General features: G+C 63.1%; 20 protein-coding genes. 3 read left to right on the plus strand and 17 right to left on the minus strand.

Annotation, left to right across the window (positions count from 1 at the left end; translation table 11 throughout):
- The gene (locus HXW87_RS06095) at window positions 1-1,419 is read left to right on the plus strand and encodes an FAD-dependent oxidoreductase (protein ID WP_007909438.1); all 1,419 of its coding nucleotides are present in this window, start codon (window positions 1-3) and stop codon (window positions 1,417-1,419) included.
- Window positions 1,420-1,672: 253 nt separating this feature from the next.
- On the plus strand, window positions 1,673-2,740 hold the full coding sequence (hemE, locus tag HXW87_RS06100) for a uroporphyrinogen decarboxylase (protein WP_239778577.1): 1,068 nt from the start codon (window positions 1,673-1,675) through the stop codon (window positions 2,738-2,740).
- A gap of 135 nt (window positions 2,741-2,875) precedes the next feature.
- On the opposite strand, the gene HXW87_RS06105 is transcribed toward hemE, so the two are convergent.
- Complete coding sequence (locus HXW87_RS06105; RefSeq protein WP_239778578.1) at window positions 2,876-4,150, minus strand: MFS transporter; 1,275 nt, start codon at window positions 4,148-4,150, stop codon at window positions 2,876-2,878.
- 118 nt (window positions 4,151-4,268) lie between these two features.
- Here HXW87_RS06105 and HXW87_RS06110 point away from each other — a divergent pair, with 118 nt between their 5' ends.
- Complete coding sequence (locus tag HXW87_RS06110) at window positions 4,269-5,171, plus strand: LysR family transcriptional regulator (protein WP_239778579.1); 903 nt, start codon at window positions 4,269-4,271, stop codon at window positions 5,169-5,171.
- A gap of 104 nt (window positions 5,172-5,275) precedes the next feature.
- Here the strand turns inward: HXW87_RS06110 and HXW87_RS06115 are convergent, their stop codons facing one another.
- From HXW87_RS06115 to HXW87_RS06190, 16 genes are all read right to left on the minus strand, one after another.
- Window positions 5,276-5,713, minus strand: a complete 438-nt coding sequence (locus HXW87_RS06115) for a hypothetical protein (RefSeq protein ID WP_003220915.1) — start codon at window positions 5,711-5,713, stop codon at window positions 5,276-5,278.
- A gap of 272 nt (window positions 5,714-5,985) precedes the next feature.
- Window positions 5,986-6,789, minus strand: coding sequence for a hypothetical protein (locus HXW87_RS06120; protein WP_239778580.1), 804 nt, complete (start codon window positions 6,787-6,789; stop codon window positions 5,986-5,988).
- Window positions 6,790-6,814: 25 nt separating this feature from the next.
- Complete coding sequence (locus HXW87_RS06125) at window positions 6,815-8,041, minus strand: beta-ketoacyl-ACP synthase (RefSeq protein WP_095667740.1); 1,227 nt, start codon at window positions 8,039-8,041, stop codon at window positions 6,815-6,817.
- Complete coding sequence (fabG, locus tag HXW87_RS06130; RefSeq protein ID WP_239778581.1) at window positions 8,041-8,769, minus strand: 3-oxoacyl-ACP reductase FabG; 729 nt, start codon at window positions 8,767-8,769, stop codon at window positions 8,041-8,043. Before fabG ends, HXW87_RS06125 begins: the two co-directional genes overlap by 1 nt.
- Window positions 8,762-9,226 carry a hotdog family protein gene (locus HXW87_RS06135; RefSeq protein WP_239778582.1) on the minus strand — a complete coding sequence of 155 codons (465 nt, stop codon included), beginning with the start codon at window positions 9,224-9,226 and terminating at the stop codon, window positions 8,762-8,764. The genes fabG and HXW87_RS06135 overlap by 8 nt, the downstream gene beginning before the upstream one ends.
- Window positions 9,223-10,419, minus strand: a complete 1,197-nt coding sequence (locus HXW87_RS06140) for a beta-ketoacyl-[acyl-carrier-protein] synthase family protein (RefSeq protein ID WP_239778583.1) — start codon at window positions 10,417-10,419, stop codon at window positions 9,223-9,225. The genes HXW87_RS06135 and HXW87_RS06140 overlap by 4 nt, the downstream gene beginning before the upstream one ends.
- Entirely contained in the window at window positions 10,416-11,024 is a 609-nt protein-coding gene (locus HXW87_RS06145; RefSeq protein WP_179294947.1) for a hypothetical protein, read from the minus strand. The genes HXW87_RS06140 and HXW87_RS06145 overlap by 4 nt, the downstream gene beginning before the upstream one ends.
- Window positions 11,024-11,749, minus strand: a complete 726-nt coding sequence (locus tag HXW87_RS06150) for a class I SAM-dependent methyltransferase (protein ID WP_239778584.1) — start codon at window positions 11,747-11,749, stop codon at window positions 11,024-11,026. Before HXW87_RS06150 ends, HXW87_RS06145 begins: the two co-directional genes overlap by 1 nt.
- The gene (locus HXW87_RS06155) at window positions 11,746-12,993 is read right to left on the minus strand and encodes an NAD(P)/FAD-dependent oxidoreductase (RefSeq protein ID WP_239778585.1); all 1,248 of its coding nucleotides are present in this window, start codon (window positions 12,991-12,993) and stop codon (window positions 11,746-11,748) included. Before HXW87_RS06155 ends, HXW87_RS06150 begins: the two co-directional genes overlap by 4 nt.
- Window positions 12,980-14,143 (minus strand): sodium:proton antiporter, encoded by a 1,164-nt coding sequence (locus HXW87_RS06160; protein WP_239778586.1) that lies wholly within the window; start codon window positions 14,141-14,143, stop codon window positions 12,980-12,982. The genes HXW87_RS06155 and HXW87_RS06160 overlap by 14 nt, the downstream gene beginning before the upstream one ends.
- On the minus strand, window positions 14,140-16,479 hold the full coding sequence (locus HXW87_RS06165; protein WP_239778587.1) for an MMPL family transporter: 2,340 nt from the start codon (window positions 16,477-16,479) through the stop codon (window positions 14,140-14,142). The genes HXW87_RS06160 and HXW87_RS06165 overlap by 4 nt, the downstream gene beginning before the upstream one ends.
- Complete coding sequence (locus HXW87_RS06170) at window positions 16,463-17,065, minus strand: outer membrane lipoprotein carrier protein LolA (RefSeq protein ID WP_095667734.1); 603 nt, start codon at window positions 17,063-17,065, stop codon at window positions 16,463-16,465. Before HXW87_RS06170 ends, HXW87_RS06165 begins: the two co-directional genes overlap by 17 nt.
- The gene (locus tag HXW87_RS06175) at window positions 17,062-17,487 is read right to left on the minus strand and encodes an acyl-CoA thioesterase (protein ID WP_047290910.1); all 426 of its coding nucleotides are present in this window, start codon (window positions 17,485-17,487) and stop codon (window positions 17,062-17,064) included. The genes HXW87_RS06170 and HXW87_RS06175 overlap by 4 nt, the downstream gene beginning before the upstream one ends.
- Window positions 17,480-19,024 carry an aromatic amino acid ammonia-lyase gene (locus HXW87_RS06180; protein ID WP_145596004.1) on the minus strand — a complete coding sequence of 515 codons (1,545 nt, stop codon included), beginning with the start codon at window positions 19,022-19,024 and terminating at the stop codon, window positions 17,480-17,482. The genes HXW87_RS06175 and HXW87_RS06180 overlap by 8 nt, the downstream gene beginning before the upstream one ends.
- Window positions 19,005-19,952, minus strand: a complete 948-nt coding sequence (locus HXW87_RS06185; protein WP_239778588.1) for a glycosyl transferase — start codon at window positions 19,950-19,952, stop codon at window positions 19,005-19,007. Before HXW87_RS06185 ends, HXW87_RS06180 begins: the two co-directional genes overlap by 20 nt.
- Complete coding sequence (locus HXW87_RS06190; protein ID WP_239778589.1) at window positions 19,949-20,683, minus strand: glycosyltransferase family 2 protein; 735 nt, start codon at window positions 20,681-20,683, stop codon at window positions 19,949-19,951. Before HXW87_RS06190 ends, HXW87_RS06185 begins: the two co-directional genes overlap by 4 nt.
- Window positions 20,684-20,735: the final 52 nt, after the last annotated feature.

Raw genomic sequence — 20,735 nt, forward strand, 5'->3', positions numbered from 1 at the left:
ATGGCTGAACGTCTGAATAACGACTTCCAGTTCATCGATGTCGGGCGCAAGGATCCGAAGAAGAAACTGTTGCGTCAACGCAAGAAAGAGTTCGTCGAGATCTACGAACCGTTCAAACCCCAGCAGTCGGCCGACCAGGCCCACCGCTGCCTGGGTTGCGGCAACCCGTATTGCGAATGGAAGTGCCCGGTGCACAACTTCATTCCCAACTGGCTGAAGCTGGTGGCCGAGGGCAACATCCTCCAGGCTGCCGAGCTGTCGCACCAGACCAACACCCTGCCGGAAGTCTGCGGCCGGGTCTGCCCGCAGGATCGTCTGTGCGAGGGTGCCTGCACCCTCAACGACGGTTTCGGTGCGGTGACCATCGGTTCGGTCGAGAAGTACATCACCGACACCGCGTTCGCCATGGGCTGGCGCCCGGACATGTCCAAGGTCAAGCCGACCGGCAAGCGTGTCGCGATCATCGGTGCAGGCCCGGCGGGTCTGGGCTGTGCTGACGTGCTGGTGCGTGGCGGCGTGACCCCGGTGGTGTTCGACAAGAACCCGGAAATCGGCGGTCTGCTGACCTTCGGCATTCCCGAGTTCAAGCTTGAGAAGACCGTGCTGAGCAATCGCCGCGAAGTCTTCACCGGGATGGGCATCGAATTCCGCCTCAACACCGAGGTCGGCAAGGACGTGACCATGGAGCAACTGCTCGCCGAATACGATGCGGTGTTCATGGGCATGGGCACCTACACCTACATGAAGGGCGGCTTTGCCGGTGAGGATCTGCCGGGCGTCTACGACGCGCTGGACTTCCTGATCGCCAACGTCAACCGCAACCTGGGCTTTGAAAAGTCGCCGGAAGATTTCGTCGACATGAAAGGCAAGAAGGTTGTGGTGCTCGGTGGTGGCGACACGGCGATGGACTGCAACCGCACCTCGATCCGTCAGGGCGCCAAGTCGGTGACCTGCGCCTATCGTCGTGACGAAGCGAACATGCCCGGCTCGCGCAAAGAGGTGAAGAACGCCAAGGAAGAAGGCGTGAAATTCCTCTACAACCGTCAGCCGATCGCGATCGTCGGTGAAGACAAGGTCGAAGGCGTGAAGGTGGTCGAGACCCGTCTCGGCGAACCGGACGCCCGTGGCCGTCGCAGCCCCGAGCCGATCCCGGGCTCCGAAGAGATCATCCCGGCCGACGCCGTGGTCATCGCCTTCGGTTTCCGTCCAAGCCCGGCACCGTGGTTCGAACAGTTCGAAATCCAGACCGACAGCCAGGGCCGCGTCGTCGCGCCTGAGCAAGGTCAGTACAAGCACCAGACCAGCAACCCGAAAATCTTCGCCGGTGGCGACATGGTGCGCGGTTCCGACCTGGTGGTGACGGCGATCTTCGAAGGGCGCAATGCGGCTGAAGGGATCCTCGATTACCTGGGCGTCTGACCTCAGACCCTGAGCCAAACGCAATAACCCTGTGGGAGCGAGCCTGCTCGCGAAAGCGGTCTGTCAGCCAACTTCAATGTTGGATGTACCGGCCTATTCGCGAGCAGGCTCGCTCCCACAGTTGTTTCTCGGTGTTGCTGATAACGCATTTCCAACGCAATAAATTGACCCGATAGACAAAAGGCTGACCTGCATCCGTGCCTTTTGCGTCGCGCTCTGAGAAAATGCCCGCACTTTTTTTCCGGATGCCGACATGACTGCCCTGAAGAACGACCGTTTCCTCCGCGCCCTGCTCAAGCAACCCGTTGACGTCACCCCGGTGTGGATGATGCGCCAGGCCGGCCGCTACCTGCCTGAATACCGCGCCAGCCGTGCCCAGGCCGGTGATTTCATGAGCCTGTGCATGAATCCGGAATTCGCTTGCGAAGTCACAATGCAACCGCTCGACCGCTACCCGCAACTGGACGCGGCGATCCTGTTTTCCGACATCCTCACCATCCCCGATGCCATGGGCCAGGGCCTGTACTTCGAGACCGGTGAAGGTCCGCGCTTCAAGAAAGTCGTCAGCACCCTGGCCGACATCGAAGCGCTGCCGATCCCGGATCCACACAAGGATCTCGGCTACGTGATGGACGCGGTCAGCACCATCCGCCGTGAGCTGAACGGCCGTGTGCCGCTGATCGGCTTCTCCGGCAGCCCGTGGACCTTGGCGACCTACATGGTCGAAGGCGGTTCGTCGAAAGACTTCCGCAAGACCAAGGCGATGCTCTACGACAACCCGCAAGCCATGCACCTGCTGCTGGACAAGCTGGCGCAGTCGGTGACCTCGTACCTCAACGGGCAGATCCAGGCCGGCGCGCAAGCGGTGCAGATCTTCGATACCTGGGGTGGCAACCTGTCGGCGGCGGCGTATCAGGAATTCTCCCTGGCCTACATGAAGAAAATCGTCAGCGGCCTGATTCGCGAACACGACGGGCGCAAGGTGCCGGTGATCCTCTTCACCAAGAACGGCGGCCTCTGGCTGGAAAGCATCGCCGAGGCCGGCGCCGACGCACTGGGCCTGGACTGGACCTGCGACATCGGCAATGCCCGCGCCCGTGTTGGCTACAAGGTCGCGCTGCAAGGCAACATGGACCCGACCGTGCTCTACGCCAAACCGGAAGCGATCCGCACCGAAGTCGGGCGCATTCTGGCCAGCTACGGCAAGGGCAGCGGCCACGTGTTCAACCTCGGCCACGGCATCACCCCAGAGGTCGATCCGGAGCATGCGGGCGCGTTCCTGCGTGCGGTGCACGAGTTGTCAGCGCAGTATCACGAGTGATCGACGCCCAATAAAAAACGCCCGGCCAATGCCGGGCGTTTTTGTACAAGATCAAAGGATCGCAGCCTGCGGCAGCTCCTACATTGGGATTCGCGTTTCCCTGTAGGAGCTGCCGCAGGCTGCGATCTTTTGCTTTTAAGCTTTCACACCACCAAGTGGCGGCAACTTCGCCAGTTTCAACGCCACCAGCAGTGCCACCAGCAACAGCGCACCAATAAACAGGCCGATGCCATTCCAGCCGCCCAAATGCCAGAACACCCCACCCGCCGTCCCGGCAATGCTGGAGCCTGCGTAATAACTGAACAGGTACAACGACGACGCCTGGCCCTTGGCCTTGGTCGCGCGCCGGCCGATCCAGCTGCTCGCCACCGAGTGCGCGCCGAAGAAGCCGAACGTGAAGATCAGCATGCCGACGATCACCAGCAACAGCGGTGTGAACATCGTGAGCGCAAGGCCGGCGAACATCAGTGCGATGGTTGCCCACAGCACTTTACGGCGCCCCAGTTTGTCCGCCAGCGAACCGATTTTGGCCGAACTGTAGATGCCCGACAGGTACACCACCGACAACAAGCCGACGAACACCTGATCGAGGTTGTACGGTGCCGTCAGCAGGCGATAGCCGATGTAGTTGAACAGAGTGACGAATGCGCCCATCAGCACAAAGGCTTCAAGAAACAGCAGCGGCAGGCCGGCGTCGCGAAAGTGCATGGTGAAGCCGTCGAGCAGGCTGCGTGGGTGCAGCGAGCGTGAGCGGAAGTTGCGCGATTCGGGGAGGATCTTCCAGAACACCGCTGCCGCGACCAACGCCAGGCCGCCGATCACCAGCATCGCCGTGTGCCAGCTGACGAAGTCGATCAACACCCCGGTAATCAAGCGTCCGCTCATCCCGCCAATCGCGTTGCCGCCGATGTACAGGCCCATCGCCAGGCCGATGTGCTGCGGGTGGATCTCTTCGCTCAGATAGGTCATCGCCACCGCCGCCAGGCCGCTCAGCGACAGCCCGATCAGCGCGCGCATGATCAGCACGCCGTGCCAGCTCGGCATCATCGAACTGGCGATCGTGCACAACGCGGCGGCGAACAGTGCCGCGACCATCACCGGTTTGCGCCCGACGCGGTCGGAGATCGGCCCGGTGATCAGCAGACCGAAGGCCAGCATGCCGGTCGCCACCGACAGAATCAGGCTGCTCTGCGCCGCGTTGATTCCATACTCGTGGGACAGCAGCGGCATCATCGGCTGCACGCAATACAGCAAAGCGAAGGTCGCGAAGCCGCCACTGAACAGCGCGAGCACTGTGCGCATGAACATCGGCGTGCCTTTTTCGATGTAGATCTCCTGCAGCTCGGCGATCACATCGTCCGCCGCGGCAGGCGGAACTTCATGGGCAAGAGGGGCGGCGGCGGTTTTCACATCAGACCTCGGAGGGCACGGCCAGGCAGGCAATGAAAAAATCATATAGCTGGCTAATGTTTCTATCCAATATATTGTTCGACCTGTTTGATAGCTTTAACGACCTAATGGGGTGTCCATGGAATTGCGTCATCTGCGCTACTTCATCGCCGTCGCCGAAGAATTGCATTTCGGCCGCGCCGCACAGGTGCTGGGGATCTCCCAGCCACCGCTGAGCCAGCAGATTCAGGCGCTGGAGCAAGAGGTCGGCGCGCGGTTGTTCGAACGCACCAATCGTCGGGTCGAGCTGAGCGAGGCCGGCCGATTGTTTCTGCAGGAAGCGCGGCTGGTGCTGGCTCAAGTCGACAAAGCGGCGGACGTCGCCCGGCGTGCGCAACTCGGTGAACTGGGCGAATTGAAAATTGGCTTCACCTCGTCAGCGCCGTTCAACTCGACCATTCCCCAAGCGATTTTTTCCTTTCGTCAGCGTTTCCCGGCAGTGCACCTGAACCTGCGGGAGATGAGCAGCACCATGGTCGCGGACGCGCTGGTGGATGAATCGATCGAAGTCGGCATCATGCGTCCGCTGGGTTTGCCGGATTCGCTGAGCGTGGTTGAGCTGATGCGCGAGCCCTTGGTGGCGGTGCTCAGCTCCAAGCATCCGCTGGCCCAAGGCAGTGAAGAGGGGCTGTTTCTCTCGGCGCTGGCGCTGGAGCCGTTCGTGTTCTTTCCGCGCAGCTACGGCAGCGGGCTGTATGCGCAACTGCTCAGTCTGGCCCGCGATGCCGGGTTCAGCCCGCATTTTGCCCAGGAGGCCGGTGAGGCGATGACCATCATCGGATTGGTCGCAGCGGGGCTTGGGGTTTCGGTATTGCCGGCGTCCTACCAGCGGATGCGCATCGACGGCGTGGTCTATCGACCGCTGCTCGATCCGGAGGCGGTGTCGGCGGTGTGGCTGGTGCAGCGCAAGGATCAGAAATCGCCGATGGCCAAGGCGTTTGTCGAACTGCTGACGCGTAAAGTCGAACCTTCAAACGCTTGATTGCTGCGCAATCAAATCGCGAGCAGGCTCGCTCCCACAGGGCAACGCATTTCAAGGTGGGAGCGAGCCTGCTCGCGAAGACGCTCGCCCGAACACCGCATATTTCAGGGCAACCGCACCAGATCCCCCTTCAACGCCACCCGCGTCACAAACACCCCGGCCCGACACTCATAGGTATTCAAATCCTTGCGCACATGCTGGTCGTAATAGCTGACGATATTGACCACCGCATTCGCCCCGACCCGCTTGGCGTCGGCCTGCAACTTGATCAGGTTCGACTGCAGCACCCACTCGCAGGAATCGTGATCGCTCTTGTTGAAGCCGTTGGTGCGCAAATCACTGACCACATCCCGGCGCAACAACTGCTGCGTGCCCTGCGGCCCGTTGCCGATCAGATAAAACTTCACACTGCCATCCAGCCGTCCGGCGCGAATCGCATCCGAAAGCACGGTTTCGAACGGCATGTACATCAGGTTGGTGGCGTGGCTGGCGCTGGGCAATAGCCCGAGAAGCGTGGCGGCGATCAGAGCTTTCACTTGCATGGTCATCTCCTTGACGGTGAAAGAGAACCGCGAGTGCTTGATCGATGGGGGCTCGCCGTTCCGGCAGGCGTTGAATGAGGGCCTGTTGAGCGAGTGTAGATGCAGAAATGGAGACAACACCTTGTGGCGAGGGGATTTATTCCCGATCGGCGGCGCAGCCGTCGTAAAACCAGTGAACTCGGTATGCCTGATGCTCCGGGTTCTCAGGTTTCGGGGCCGCTACGCAACCCATCGGGGATGAATCCCCTCGCCACAGGATTGGATTCACTCAGTCAATCAACGTGCGCCAAATCCCCACGCAACGCCACGCTCGACACCACCATACCGGCGCGGCACTGGAATTTTTCGGTGTCTTTGTACAGGTCGCGCTGGTCGACGCTGGCGATGTTGATCACCGCGTTGGCGTCGGCTTTTTTCGCGGCGTTCTGCAGGGTGGCGAGGGCCGATTGCAGGGCCCAGAAGCAGGCGTCGGTGTCGGATTTGTTCGAGCCGTTGGTCTTGCGGCTGCTGCTCACGGTGTCGAGTTTGCGCACCTGCTTTGGCAGGGTTTCGCCGGCCAGGTAGAACTTCACGCTGCCGTCCAGCAGGCCGGCGTCGGTGGCGCGTTTGACGCCCTCGCGAAAGCTCAGGTAGGTCGGCTCGTCGGCGCCTTGCTTGACGATGCCCAGGTCGTTGACGAACTCGATGTCCGGGTTGATCGACAGTTCCTTGAGCACGTTGTCGCGCAGGCGGTTGACCCAGCGGTTGTAGTTGCCGTGGATCTTGCCGTCCTTGGCGTCGAGGCCGTAGCTGCTGCGGTAGTCGATTTCAAACGAGGTCGGGCTGAACGGGATGTCGACCTCGGCGTGGTGGCGGCCGCGTACCGTGATCGCCGCTTTGATCATGCCCGGGCGAACCGACTGCACCACCCACTGGCGGTCGTTGAGCGCGGTGACGATGGCGCGGCTCATCTGCGCCTGGGTGAAACCGAGGTTGGGCGAAAATTCTTCCTTGGCGTTGTAAACCGGTTTGCTGGTGCAACCGCCGAGCACCAAGGCCAGGGCCAGCAGGGCGGCGATGCGGTGAAACTGAGTCATTCCCTTCACTCCAAACGTGTTGCGGTCAGTGCCAGCGGCGGAAAATCAACGAGGTGTTGACGCCACCAAAAGCGAAATTGTTGTTCATCACGTAGTCGTGATGCATCTGGCGGAATTCGCCGCGCAGGTAATCGAGCTTGCCGCAGTGCGGATCGACCTCGTCGAGGTTGAGCGTGTGCACATACAAGTCGCGATTGAGCATTTCGATGCTGAACCACGACTCCAGCGCGCCGCAGGCCCCCAGCGTGTGGCCGAGGAAACTCTTCTGCGAGCTGATCGGCATGTGTTCGCCGAACAGACTGCTGGTCGCCAGTGTTTCGGCAATGTCGCCCTGTTCTGTAGCGGTGCCGTGACCATTGACGTAACCGATGGCGTCCGGCGTCAGCCCGGCGTCTTCCAGCGCCAGCTCCATGGCGCGGCGCATGGTGACCTGTTCCGGGCGCGTGGTGTGCTGGCCGTCGGCGTTGCTGCCGAAACCGACGATCTCGGCATGGATGCGCGCACCGCGAGCCAGCGCATGTTCCAGCTCCTCGAGCACCAGCATGCCGCCGCCTTCGCCGATCACCAGACCGTCGCGGCCCTTGTCGTACGGTCGCGGGCTGGTCTGTGGCGCATCGTTTTTCAGGCTGGTGGCGTAGAGCGCGTCGAAGACCATCGCTTCGGTCGGGCACAGCTCTTCGGCGCCGCCGGCGAGCATCAGCGGCAGCCGTCCGAACTTGATCGCTTCATACGCGTAGCCAATGCCCTGACTGCCGCTGGTGCAGGCGCTGGACGTCGGGATCAGGCGCCCGGTGAGGCCGAAGAAGATGCTGATGTTGGCCGCGGTGGTGTGCGGCATCATCCGCACGTAGGAGTTGGCGTTGAGGCCTTCGGCCACCGAATTGAGCAGCATGTTGCCGAAGGCCTTGATCTCGTCGGTGCTGCCGGTGGACGAACCGCAGGCAACGCCCATGCGCCCGTCCTTGATCGATTCATCGCCGAGCAGGCCGGCGTCGGCCAGTGCCTGTTCTGCCGCGCCTACGGCCAGCCGCGAGACCCGGCCCATGCTGCGCAGTTGCTTGCGGGTCCAGTGCGCCGGGACGAGAAAATCATCGATCGGCCCGGCCAGACGGGTGTTGAGTTCGCTGAACCGGTCCCACTCGTGCATGCGGCGAATGCCGCTGCGGTTGGCCGCGAAGTTGCCGGCGATGGTCTGCCAGTCGCTGCCAAGCGAAGTGATGCCGGCCATGCCGGTGACGACGACGCGCTTCATCAGCACAGGCCTCCGTTGACCGCCAGGACCTGACGGGTGATGTACGAGGCTTCCGCCGACATCAGGAAATTCACCGCAGCGGCGACCTCTTGCGGGGTGCCCATGCGTTGTGCGGGGATCATTTTCATCAGTTCTTCCACCGGCACGTTTTCATCCAGCATCGCTGTGTCGATCAGGCCCGGTGCGACGCAGTTAACGGTGATTTTGCGCTTGCCCAGTTCGATCGCCAACGCCTTCGCGGCGCCGATCACTCCGGCCTTGGAGGCGCTGTAGTTGACCTGGCCACGGTTGCCGATCAAACCCGACACCGAGGTGATGCAGACGATCCGACCAGCGGCGCGACGACGGATCATCGGCATCATCACCGGGTGCAGGACGTTGTAGAAACCGTCGAGGTTGGTGCGCAGCACCACGTCCCAATCGTCATCGCTCAACGCCGGAAAAGCGCCATCGCGGGTCAGGCCGGCGTTAAGCACCACGCCGTAATAAGCGCCGTGGGTTTCGACGTCAGCTTCAAGGATGGTTTTGCAGGCTTCGCGGTCGGCGACGTCGAATTGCAGGATGCGTGCGTGACGGCCCAGCGCTTTGATCTCGGCCTGCACCGCTTGCGCTTCGGCAACGCCGCTGCGGCAATGCAGGACGATGTCGTGCCCGGCCTGCGCCAGACGCAAGGCAATGGCGCGGCCGATACCACGGCTGGAGCCGGTGACCAATACGGATTCAGTCATCGTTCGACTCCCTGGTTTGTTCAAGATATTGGCTGGGCTGCGGCGGGCGGAACACGTTCAACCGTGCGCTGGCCTCAATGCCGGGGGCGTTGATATGGCATTCGAAAACACCCATGCCGTTGTCGTCTTCCAGCGAACGGATGCCGTGGATGGTCAGTTCGCTGCCGGCCGGAAACGCTTCGACGTTGCACTCGAATTTACGCGTGCCGAGGAGGAAACCCAGCGCTACCGGGTTGCCCTTCTGCCGTGCGTGGCAACCGGCGAAGGCGGCTACGCTTTGCGCCATCAACTCGATGCCGACCCACGCCGGCAGGCTGCCGTCTGGCAGGTTGAACAAGCCGTCGGGCTTGACGGTAAGGCAGGTGTGGATCTGCTCTTCGTCGAAGCTGAGGATGCGGTCGATCAGGATCATGTCGCCAGCGTGGGGCAGCAGTTCGGCGAGCGGCCAGTCATTCATGGAGCGTCTCCGATAATCAGGCTGACGTTGTTGCCGCCGAAGGCAAACGAATTGCTCATCAGGTAGCGGGGTGCAATGGACGACAGGCGTTCGCTCGCGGTCACCCACTTCAGCGCCGGCAAGTCGGGGTCAGGCTGGGCGTCCCAGACGTGGGGCGGCAAGGCTTGTTGCGGGTTGTCGGCGCTCAGGCTCAGCCAGCAGAACGCTGCTTCCAGCGCACCGGCCGCGCCGAGGGTGTGACCGGTCATCGGCTTGGTCGACGAGCAGGCCACGCCGTCAGGGAACAGCGTGGCGACTGCCAGACTTTCCATCGCATCGTTGTGCTGGGTCGCGGTGCCGTGCAGGTTCAGGTAGCTGATGTGCGCCGCTTGCAACTGTGCGCGGCTCAAGGCTTTCTGCATCGCTTGCAGGGCGCCGCGGCCGCTCGGTTCCGGCGCGGAAATATGGTGCGCGTCGGAGCTGGCGCCGCTGCCGAGCAGGGCAATGGCCGGGCCGTCGCTGCGCTGCTGGCTCATCAGAAACAGCACTGCCGCTTCACCGATGTTGATGCCGTTGCGGTTGGCCGAGAACGGATTGCAGCGCTGGTCGGACACCGCTTCCAGCGCGCTGAAACCGTTGAGCGTCAGTTTGCACAGGCTGTCGACCCCGCCGCACAGCACCGCGTCGCACAGGCCCAGATCGAGCAGGCGCTGTGCGCTCATCAACGCCCGCGCACTGGACGTGCAGGCGGTGGAAATCACGTAGGCCGGGCCGCTGAGTTGCAGCCAATCGGCGAGAAAATTCGCCGGCGCGCCGAGTTCCTGTTGCCGATAGTCGTACTCGCCAGGGAACTGCTGCTCGCGAAGGTAGTGCGCCAGCCCGCGGCTGGCCTCGTCGATCCCCGAGGTGCTGGTGCCGAGCACCACGCCGATGCGCTCGCGACCATACGTCTGGATGGCCCGGTCGATGTCCTCGCGAATCTGCAGCGCGGCTTCCAGCAGCAGTTGATTGTTGCGGCTGTGCTGGTCGGCCAGTTCGGCCGGAATGGCCGCCAGCTCACCATGCACCGCCGCCACGGGCAATTCACGCTCGGCAACCCAGCCGGACTCGCGGCGCATGCCCGAGCAGTCACCGGCAAACAGGTTCTGCGCGACCTGTTGCTTGTCGCGGCCCAGCGCGCAGATCACGCCGAGGGCATTGAGGTAGGCAGTCATGGCGTCGGTTCACCGAGAGGAGAAACCCGATAGTGCGGGCCTTGGGGCAGATTCAATTGGAAACTCAACGGTTGTGCATAACGGATCGTCCAGCGCGGCGCCAGCGTGCGTTGCTCGCCCTGCTGCTGCGCGGTGGGGTAAGTGCGTGCCAGTTCGCCGGACGGGGTCAGGGCAAACAGCAGCGCGGCAAACAGCTCCCGGGCTTCGGGATTGGGCGGCAGCAGCCCGTCGGCCTGCCAGCGCCCGTCGATCAGTTGCTGACGGGCCTGGGGAATGCCCAGCGGATCCATCATCGACCAGCGGATGCCGGGGCCTTCGCGCTGGATCACCAACAGCCAGTCCTGACGCTGATCGGCCTGTTGGCGTTCGATGTGCAGTTGCAGAGGTAACGGCAGCGTCGGTGCGCTCGCGGGCAGCGGGGCCTGGCTGGCGCAACCACTCAGCAAAGCAAATGCCACTAAAATCAGCCATACCGCAAACCTTGTGGGAGCTGGCTTGCCAGCGATGGCGGCGGCACATCCAGCATTTTGGTTAACTGACACACCGCTATCGCTGGCAAGCCAGCTCCCACAGGGGTTTAGCTGTGCTGATCGAAAGTGGTACATCAGATGGATTCCTGCAATGGCTTGCGGGCGACAACGTTCACCAACGTTTCCTCACGCTCGCCAAACGGCTTGGGCCGGCGCAATCCGAATCGCTCCAGCAGTCCGAAATCCTTCGACCGGCTCCACCACAAATACGGGTACGAAACATTGCGCTCGCTGAACTCGAATCCCTGTTGGCGAATCATTTCCAGGTACTGCGCCGCGCTCTTTTGCACCTGCATCGGATGGCGGAACAGCCAGCGGATCACCCAGGTATCAATGTAAGCCTCGGTGGACTCGGCGAACAGCAGATAACCACCCGGTTTGAGCACGCGGTAGAACTCGGCGAGGGCTTTTTCCTGCTCCACCAGGTGATGAAAGGTCTGATGGCAGAACAGCAGGTCGACACTGGCATCGGCCACCTTGAGCGTCGCGCAGTCGCTACCGATCAGCTCGACGTCGAAGCCCTGCCGCGCCGCTTCTTCGGCGCTCAATTGCAGGCTGTGCGGGTCGGCGTCGACGCCGATCAGACGCTGTGGGGCGAAGGTCTGGCGCAGATGGCGGAACGATTTGCCCTGACCGCAACCAGCGTCCAGCAGCACCGGATTGGCTGGCAGCGACTCGCTGAACAACCCGCGCAAGTCGTTGATCGCCACGCGCAACACATGGTGCTGCCAGGTGTGGCTGCGCAGGAACCAGAAACCGAAGCGGGTTTCCTCGACGTAGCTGTCGCTCAAGTAATTCATGGGGCGTCCTTTGCACAGAGTTCGGAAATCATCTTCAACCGGCGACGCGCTTCGCTGACGAACGGGTTGCGTTCATCCCAGGCGTAACCGGCGAGGATCGAGCAGATCATCCGGCGGATGTCTGCCTGGCTGTCTTGATAAAAAATCACGTCCTGGAAGGTACCGGCGTACCAGCCCTCGACATAGCAGCGGAAGGTGTCGACCCCGCGTTTGAGCGGCTCGGCGAACTCGCGCTGCCAGTCGACGGTTTCGCCCTGCAACTGCCGGTGCAGGACGGCGGCGGCCATGCTCGCTGAACGCATAGCGATGGTCACGCCCGAAGAGAACACCGGGTCGAGAAATTCCGCCGCGTTGCCGAGCAGGGCGAAGCCCGGGCCGTGCAGGGTTTTCACATTGGCCGCATAACCGCCGAGGGTGCGCGCCGGGGTGTCCCACACCGCATTGTTCAATACAGCGGCGAGGCTCGGCGTTTCGCCGATGAAACCGCGCAGGCAGGCATCCAGATCGCTGTCGCGCCCCTTGAAGTGCTCGGCAGCAGCCACCACGCCCACCGAGCAGCGCCCGTTGCTGAACGGGATCGTCCAGAACCAGATGTCGCGGTGCTCGGGGTGGGTGGTGACGAGGATCTTCTCGCGGTCGAAGGCCGGGTTATCGATGTGATCTTCAACGTGGGTGAATACTGCCTGGCGCACCGGGAAATTCGACGGCGCTTCCAGATCAAGCAAACGCGATAGCACGCGCCCGTAACCGCTGGCGTCGAGCACAAAGTCCGCTTCGATGCGGTACTCGCTGCCGTCTTCGCGCAGCACGTCAAGCTGCGGTCTGGCCCGGTCGAAATCGACGCTGACGATGGCATCGCCGTAACGGAATTCGGCACCCTGCAATTCAGCCTGATCAGCCAGCAGCTTGTCGAAATCGGCGCGCTGCACCTGGAACGTGGTCGGCTTGCCCGCGGTGAAGGTGTCGCTGAAATCGAAGGCGCTGTAGCGCTCGCCCCAAGCGAAGGCAGCTCCGGTCTTGCGCTGGAAGCCGGCGGCGTTGACAGCGTCGAGCATGCCGGCCTCTTCGACGAAATCCAGGCAATGGCTGAGCAGGCTTTCACCAATGGAAAACCTTGGGAAATGCTGGCGCTCGATCACCAGCACATCGTGGCCCTGGCGCTTGAGCAACGCGGCGGCGATGGCCCCGGACGGGCCCGCGCCAATGATCACGACCTGACGGGATTCCATTTCAACGATTGGCACGTGAGCTCCCGGGCGCAGTGGCGCTGGTTTTCATAGGCGCGCGGTGCAGGCCGATCAGGGCCGGCAACAGCGTCGCGATCAGGCCCATCAGCATCAGCGCGAAGTACAGCGCCGGGCTGATGAGCTGTTGTTGCAGCAACAGGTTGAGAAAGACGATTTCGCTCAGCCCGCGAATGTTCAGCAGCACGCTTTCGCGCCAGCGGCTGGCGCCTTCGAACGATGCACCGGCCCAGCCCAGCCCGAGCCAGTTGCCGAGCAGTTTACTGGCAATCGGCAACAGCAGCAGCGCCGCCCATTGCACCGCGCCGAGGCTGGCCAGGGCGCTGTGCACGTCGATCTGCACGATGCCGAAGGTCAGGATCAGCGGGATCGCGATCCACGTCTGCAAGCGGCTCATCCACCGCGCCGGCAATGGCAGCACCAACGGCACTTTCAGCAAGGCCATGCACAGCAGATAACCGATGCCGAAAATCAGTGCGTTGAGTTTGTAATGTTCGGCCAGCACCAGCAGCGCAAAGAAGCCGAGGCTGTAGGTCAGCGGACGACGCACGCGCAGCAGATGCAGCAGCACCGGCACGCAGGCCAGTCCCAGCGGCAGCAACAGACTGCTCAGATGCAGGCTGCCCTGGGCGAGACCGAACAGCGTCCAGCAGGTCAGGTCGATGAGAATTGCGGTCTGCACCAGGCGCCGGGTGGCGGCGGGCGGATAGTCGATGTGGCGCAGGTACAGGTACAGCACCGGGATCGCGGTGATCGCGAACACCAGCCCGATTGCCAGCGAGTTCAGCCACGGTTGCGCCGGCAGCAGCCAGCAGGCGGCGGCCAGGCCGCAGGCGAACGGTACAACAAAACTCGGCACGGCGATTTTCACGCTCTGGCGGTCCAGGCGCAGGTCGATCACATCACTGAGAATGTGCCCGAGCAACAGCGCGAAACTCAGGCTGTAGAGGTCTTTCAGCCACCCCGGCGCAATCAGTTCGGCGCCGCTGAGCTGCCAGTCCGGTTCGATCCAGAAATACATCAGCAGCGGCAAACCGAAGCTGGCCAGCAGCAACTGGCTGACGATCGGGATCAGGCCGACATGCCGACCGACACGGGTCGCCACGGCGAACAGCGCCAGGGCCATCAACCAGAAGCCGGCGACCGTCACGCTGCCGGCTCCGCGACGCTGGTGCTGTGGACGTGGCGCCCGACCCACGGCGCGAGAATGAAGCTGAAGGCCAGACCGAGGCTCACTGCCAGGCCAAAATTGCTCACCGCCGGCGTACTGGAAACGGCCAGCAGACCGAACGACAGCCAGGTCGTCAGCGCCGCCAACAGGGTGCCCAGCAGACTCACTGCCGCACCGCCAACCTGTTCACGCATCAGGATCGCGTAATCGACACTGATCGCCGTCACCAGCAGCAGGCCGAACAGGCTGAACAGGGTCAGTGGCTGACCGAGCCAGCCGAGGCTGGCCAGGCTGCACAGCGCCGCCAGCAGCGGCAGGGCGACGATGCGCAACGCGCCGCCGAAGCCGAACGGCACGATCAGCACCAGCACGATCAACACGCAGGAGGCGAGTTTCAGTTCGGCGGCGCTGATCTGGGTCGCGGCGAATACATTGTTCAATTCACCGAGCCGATCCACCAGCATCACCCCCGGCAAGTCCAGCGCCTGCACTCGCAGCAGTGACGGATTGTTCAGGCCCTGCAGGCTGGTCATCGCCGCCACGCCGTCTTCGGTCGGGCCGAGCCACAGCGTGCGGTAAGGCTCGCCCAACGGCCCGGCCAGTGCTGCGTCGATGTCTTCGGCAGGCAGGTTCTGCAACTGCTGCAACTCGGTTTGCAACGCCGCGAGCGGTACGCCAAGGTCGAGCAACGGCTGCCAGTATTGAGGCAGTTTGCTCAGCGCTTCGCGCACTTGCTGTTGCTGGCTCGGCGGACTGAGCAGTTGGTCGAGGGCCAGATAGCCTTGCAGCTTGTCGAGGTTGACCAGTTGCTGCAGACGCTCGCTCAACGCGGCCTGACGCTCCAGCAATTCCTGCTGATTGGCGCCGCGCACGAGGAAGAACTGGCTGGTCGGCTGATAACCGGTGATGCGCGCGATGGTCTGGGCTTCATCGGTCAGGCGTTGCGGCGCACCGACCCATTGGCGAATGTCGTTTTTGCTTTGCAGCTGCACCAGACCGCCAGCGCAGAAGGCGATCAGCAGCGCCAGCAGCACCGGGGTGCGCACGTGTTCGAGCAGGTTTTCGCGCAGTTGCACCAAGCGCTCGGCCAGGCGCAGCGGCCATTGCGCCGGTTGCAGCTCAACGTTTTTCAGCAGGGCCGGCAGCAAGCACACCGCCGACAGGTAAGCACCGAGCAGGCCGGCAGCGGAGAACACCGCGATTTGCGTCAGCGCCGGGAAGGGCGTCCAGGCCAGTGCCAGATAACCGATGGCGCTGGTGATCAGGCTCAGCGTCAGCCCGGACAGGGTCAGGCGCAGCGCCGGCCAACTGCGCCACGGCTTGAGGCTCCAGCTTTTCGACAGATAGTGCAGCGGGTAATCCACCGCCACGCCGATCAGGCTGGAGCCGAGCACCAGCGTCATCACATGCATGTGGCCGAACACCGCGACGCAGGCCACCGCGCCGAACAGCATGCCCACCAGCACCGGCACGAACGCCAGCAGCACCCGCCAGCGGCGGAACGCCAACAGCAGCAACAGCAGAATACCGAGGGTGGCGCCGCCGCCGACCCAGGTCATTTCGCGGGTGGCTTGCTGCTGACCGTTGGCGGCGTACAGCAGACCGCTGGCGGCCAACAGGTGTACATCGGATTTCGCTGCTTGCTCGCGACTGTGCTGCAGCAGATCGGCGACTTTCAGCGGCAGGTTCATATCGAAGGCATTGCCGGTGGTACGCGCGCGCAGCAGCACCCAGCTCTTGCCGTCGGCATCGGCGACCAGTGCGCCGCTGCCGATGTCCAGTTGCACCGCGCCGTGTTTCGGCTGGCTGTTCTGGATGCGTCCGGTCAGGCCCAGCCAGTCGTCCTGGCTCGGTACCAAGGTGAAACCGTTGAACGGGTCGAACAGCGCCTGCACCCGTTGTTGAATGAACGCATCGGGATGCTCGGTCAGCAGTTGCCGATCATCCGCCGAGAGCATCGCCAGCCGCCCTTGCAGCAGTTGCGTGCGCAGCGCCGGCAGATCCGCCTGCAGGTTCCACTGGACCTTTTCGAACAGACCGCTGGCCTGCCATTGCTCGCCGAGGGTTTGCGCCATGGCCAGCGCTTGCTGGCGATCGGTGTGCCCGACCAGCACCAGCATTTCCCGATTGAGCGGCTCCTGCATGCGCTGTTCGGCGCGCAGTTCGAGGGCGTCAGGGTTGGTCCCGGGCACCAGTTCCATGAGGTTGGCCGACAGCGGCGCACCGTCGCGCCACTGCCACCCGGCCAGCGCGACAACCGCCAGCAGCAGGATCAGAAACAGCCACGGCAGCCTGCGCTCACTCGGCAAAGTCATGTTGCTCCGCTTCGCTCAACGGCTGGTTTGCAGTGCTGTCCTGCATGCGCAGCACGGTACTGTCGCCCTGGGTTTCCAGCAGTTCGATGGTCTGTACCAGCTCACCACCGTTGATATTGATCTGATTGAACACTTGCTTGAGCAGCAGCGAACGCGGGGTCAGGGTGAGTTTCCACTGCTGTGCGTCGCCGCTCAGGGCCAGTTCGAAATCCCGCTGCAAGCCGCTGCTGTCACCTTGCAGCACAGCGAGGAACAAGCGGTTCTGTTCGGCACCGGCGCTCTTGTTCGGCAGCAACTGCCAAGCGTTGCCGTCACGACGGGCGATGCCGTTGGCGGTGATGCGGTAATCCTGTTGCAGCGGGGTCTTGAGCAGCCAGAGCAGACCGTGGTTTTTCGCCAGCACGAAGCTACCCTTGCTGAGCAACGGCTGAGGCAGCGCGCGCAGGTGCTTTTCCTGAATGAACTGGCCGTGGATCACTTCCGGTTTCGCCAGTTGCTCGCTGAGCTGCTGCAGGTCGAAGGCGTTGGCCAGCGTCGACACGGCGAGCAGCGCCAGCGCGCCAAGGCCTTTGCAGAACAGGTTCATCGCAGCATCCTCTGCACCGCGTCGGTGAACACTTTGGGGGAAGCCAGTTGCATTTCGCGGCTGCTGATCTCGACCGCCACCTGCACCGAGCTGGCACGGGTCAGGCGCTCGCCGGTCTGCAGGTCGGTAATCAGATAATTGATCTTCAAGCGGTTCTCCCACTCCACCAGACTGGCGCGCACGTTCAAACGCTGGCCGAACACCGCGCCACGCACGTAACGCAATTGCAGGTCGATGATCGGCCAGGCGTAACCGGACTCGGACATCTGCGTGTAGTTGTGGCCGATCTGGTCGAGCAGCGCGCAGCGCGCCACTTCCAGGTATTTGACGTAATGCCCGTGCCAGACCACATGCATAGTGTCGACGTCAAAAAACGGCACGAGGATTTCCGTGTCGGCGTGCAGCACTCCGGCGCTACGCATGCAGCCTCCAGTGTTGCTCGGCGATACGTTGCAGGCACAGGCGCAATTCGCCTTCGAGTGCACGGTCTTCGATGACCGGCGGGAAGTCCTTGGCCAGCTCTTCGTGCATGGCGGCCAGCGAAGGTGGCAGCGCACGCGCGTCTTCATCACGACCGCGCAACCACACGCCTTGATTGGCCGCGAGCAACGTGGCGGCGGCGACCTGTTCGGTCAGCTCCAGCACGCGGATCGCGTCACGGGCGGCGATGGTGCCCATGCTCACCTTGTCCTGGTTGTGGCACTCGGTGGAGCGTGAGAATACGCTGGCCGGCATCGTGTTTTTCAGCGCTTCGGCAGTCCAGGCACTGGTGCCGATCTGCACGGCCTTGAAGCCGTGATTGATCATGGCGCGCTCCGCCGGAGCACCGGACAGGTTGCTCGGCAAGCCGTGGTTGTAGCGCTCGTCCACCAGCAACGCGAGTTGTCGGTCGAGCAGATCGGCAACGTTGGCCACCAGATTTTTCAGGCTGTCCATGGCGAATGCGATGTGCCCGCCGTAGAAGTGCCCGCCATGCAGCACGCGCTCGGCTTCGGCGTCGATGATCGGATTGTCGTTGGCGCTGTTGAGCTCGGTTTCGATGAACGAGCGCAGCCAGTTCAGGCTGTCGGCCAGCACCCCGAGCACGTGCGGGGCGCAGCGCAGCGAGTAGCGATCCTGCAGGCGATGCAGCGGCGCGGTCGGCGCGTCGATTGCCAGATCCTTGCGCAGCCACGCGGCGACTTGCATCTGTCCCGGATGCGGCTTGGCGGCGAACAGACGCTCGTCGAAGTGTTCCGGATTGCCTTGCAGCGCGACCACGTTGAGCGCGGTGATGCGCGTGGCCAGTTGCAGCAGATAGTCAGCGCGGGCGAAGGCCAGGCACGCGAGACCAGTCATCACTGCGGTGCCGTTCATCAACGCCAGCGCTTCTTTCGGGCGCAGCACCAGCGGCGTCCAGCCGAGTTCGCGATGCACGTCGGCAGCCTGGCGACGCTCGCCACGGAACCACACTTCGCGCTCGCCGGACAGGGTCGCGGCGACGTAGGACAGCGGCGTCAGATCACCGCTGGCGCCGACCGAACCTTCTTCGGGGATCAGCGGCAGGATGTCGTGTTCAAGGAAGGCATGCAGGCGCTCCAGCAGTTCGATTCGCACCCCGGACACGCCGTGGCACAGCGACTGCAAGCGCGCTGCCAGCACGGCGCGGGTGGCCTGGGCGTCGAGCAGCTTGCCCAGCCCGCAACCGTGGAAAGTGTAGAGATGACGCGGCAATGCTTCGACGTGATGCAGCGGCACCGCGACCACGCAGGAATCGCCGTAACCGGTGGTCACGCCGTAGATCACGCCTTCCTTGTCCAGCAGCGAATCGAGGAACCGTGCGCCTTTGGCGATGCGCTCGCGGTAAGCGGCGTCGCTCTGCAACTGCACGGGCGCCTGACGGTTGGCCAGGGCCAGCACGTCTTCGATGCGCAAAGGGCGTTCGCCGAAAGTTACCGGCTCATGGGTTGGCGTCGTCATCGGTCTTCCAGAAAGGGTAAAAGTTGAACCATTGGTGCGGGGCTTCGAGGCAATAGTGACTCAGGCGCTGCGCATAGCGGGTGGCCCACTGATGAATGACCTGCTCGCGCTCACGGCGCGTCCACACCACGCTGTCGGCAAACGGTTCGAGGGTCAGGCGATAGTGACCGTCCGGTTGTTTCAGGCACATCAGCAGGTTGACCGGGCATTTGAGCAAACCGGCCAGCAGCCACGGGCCTTGCGGAAACGCTGCCGGGTGGCCGAGAAAATCCACGGTGACGCTGCGCCCGCCGTGCAACGGCACGCGGTCGCCGGCAATCGCCAGCCATTCACCGCGCTCCAGGCGTTCGTGCAGTTGCAGCATGATCACCGGGTCCAGTTCGCTGACCTGAATCAGGCGCAGATTGGTTGCCCCGGCCTCGCCCAGCAAGCGGTTGAACTGCTCGGCGTGCTTGGTGTGCACCAACACGTTCATGGTGACCTTTTCGCCGATCTCGGCCAGGGCGCGGCACACTTCGAGGTTGCCCAGATGCGCGCCGACCAGCAGTTGCCCGCGACTGCCGCGCAGCTGATTGCGCAGCAGGGCCGGGTCGATGATTTCGATCTGCTCGATGCGCAGCTTGCCGTTCCACACGTCGAGCTTGTCGAGCAGCGAATCGGCGAACGCCATGAACTGGCGGAACACGCGCCAGTAGCTCGGGCGCAATTCGCCGCGGTTGCTCCAGTCAGCCAGCCGTTGCTGGTACTGCCAGGCACTGTTGCGCGCGGTACGGCCGAACAGGAAGAAGTACAGGACGATGCCGTACAGCAGTGGACTGAGCAGGCGTCGGCCAAGCACTTTGGCGGCGACTGCGGTGAATTTCATCAGCAGGAAGCTGCCGCGCTCTTCGCGGTCGGCCCAGTGTTTCTTGTCGGTCTCGACGCTCATGTGCGCCACCGGCGCCAGAGGATGACGGGCAGGCGCAGCAGCATGCCGAAGAACAGCCGGGTGTGCATGCTGGAAATCAGCGCGTTGTCGTGGAACAGGCGGAAGTGCGAGACGCCATCCAGCGGGTAATGCTCGCTGGTCTGCAGCCAGCGCATCGGCTGGTTGCGCCACGCCAGGCGCACGAGGATGTCGGAGTCGAAATCCATGCGCTTGCCGACTCGTGCCGAGTCGATCAGCGCCAGCGTCGGGGCCAGCGGATAGACGCGAAAGCCACACATCGAATCGCGGATCTGCAGCGACAGCGTGTTGATCCAGACCATCACATGAGTCAGATAACGCGCGTACAAACGGCCCTTGGGCACGCTCTCGTCGAACAGTGGATAACCGCAGATCATGGCGTCCGGGTGGGCGCGGGATTGCGCGATGAAACGCGCGACGTCGTGCAGGTCGTGCTGGCCATCGGCGTCCACTTGCAGGGCATGGGTGAAGCCCAGACGCGCCGCTTCGCGCAAGCCGGTCATCACCGCGCCGCCCTTGCCCTGATTGAGGGTCAGGCGCACCAGATGCACCTGATCACGTTCGGCCAGCGCATCCAGCACGCGCGCGCACGACGGGGTGCTGGCGTCGTCCACCAGAATGCACGGCAGGTCCTGGGCGAGCAGGGCGTCGACCACGGTGCCGATCACGGTTTCATGGTTGTAGACCGGAATCACGGCGCAAGGGTTATGCATTGAACACATCCCCACTGTGGCGAGGGAGCTTGCTCCCGCTCGAGTGCACAGC

It is taken from the genome of Pseudomonas sp. Y5-11 (assembly GCF_022368695.1).
Taxonomy (GTDB): domain Bacteria; phylum Pseudomonadota; class Gammaproteobacteria; order Pseudomonadales; family Pseudomonadaceae; genus Aquipseudomonas; species Aquipseudomonas parakoreensis.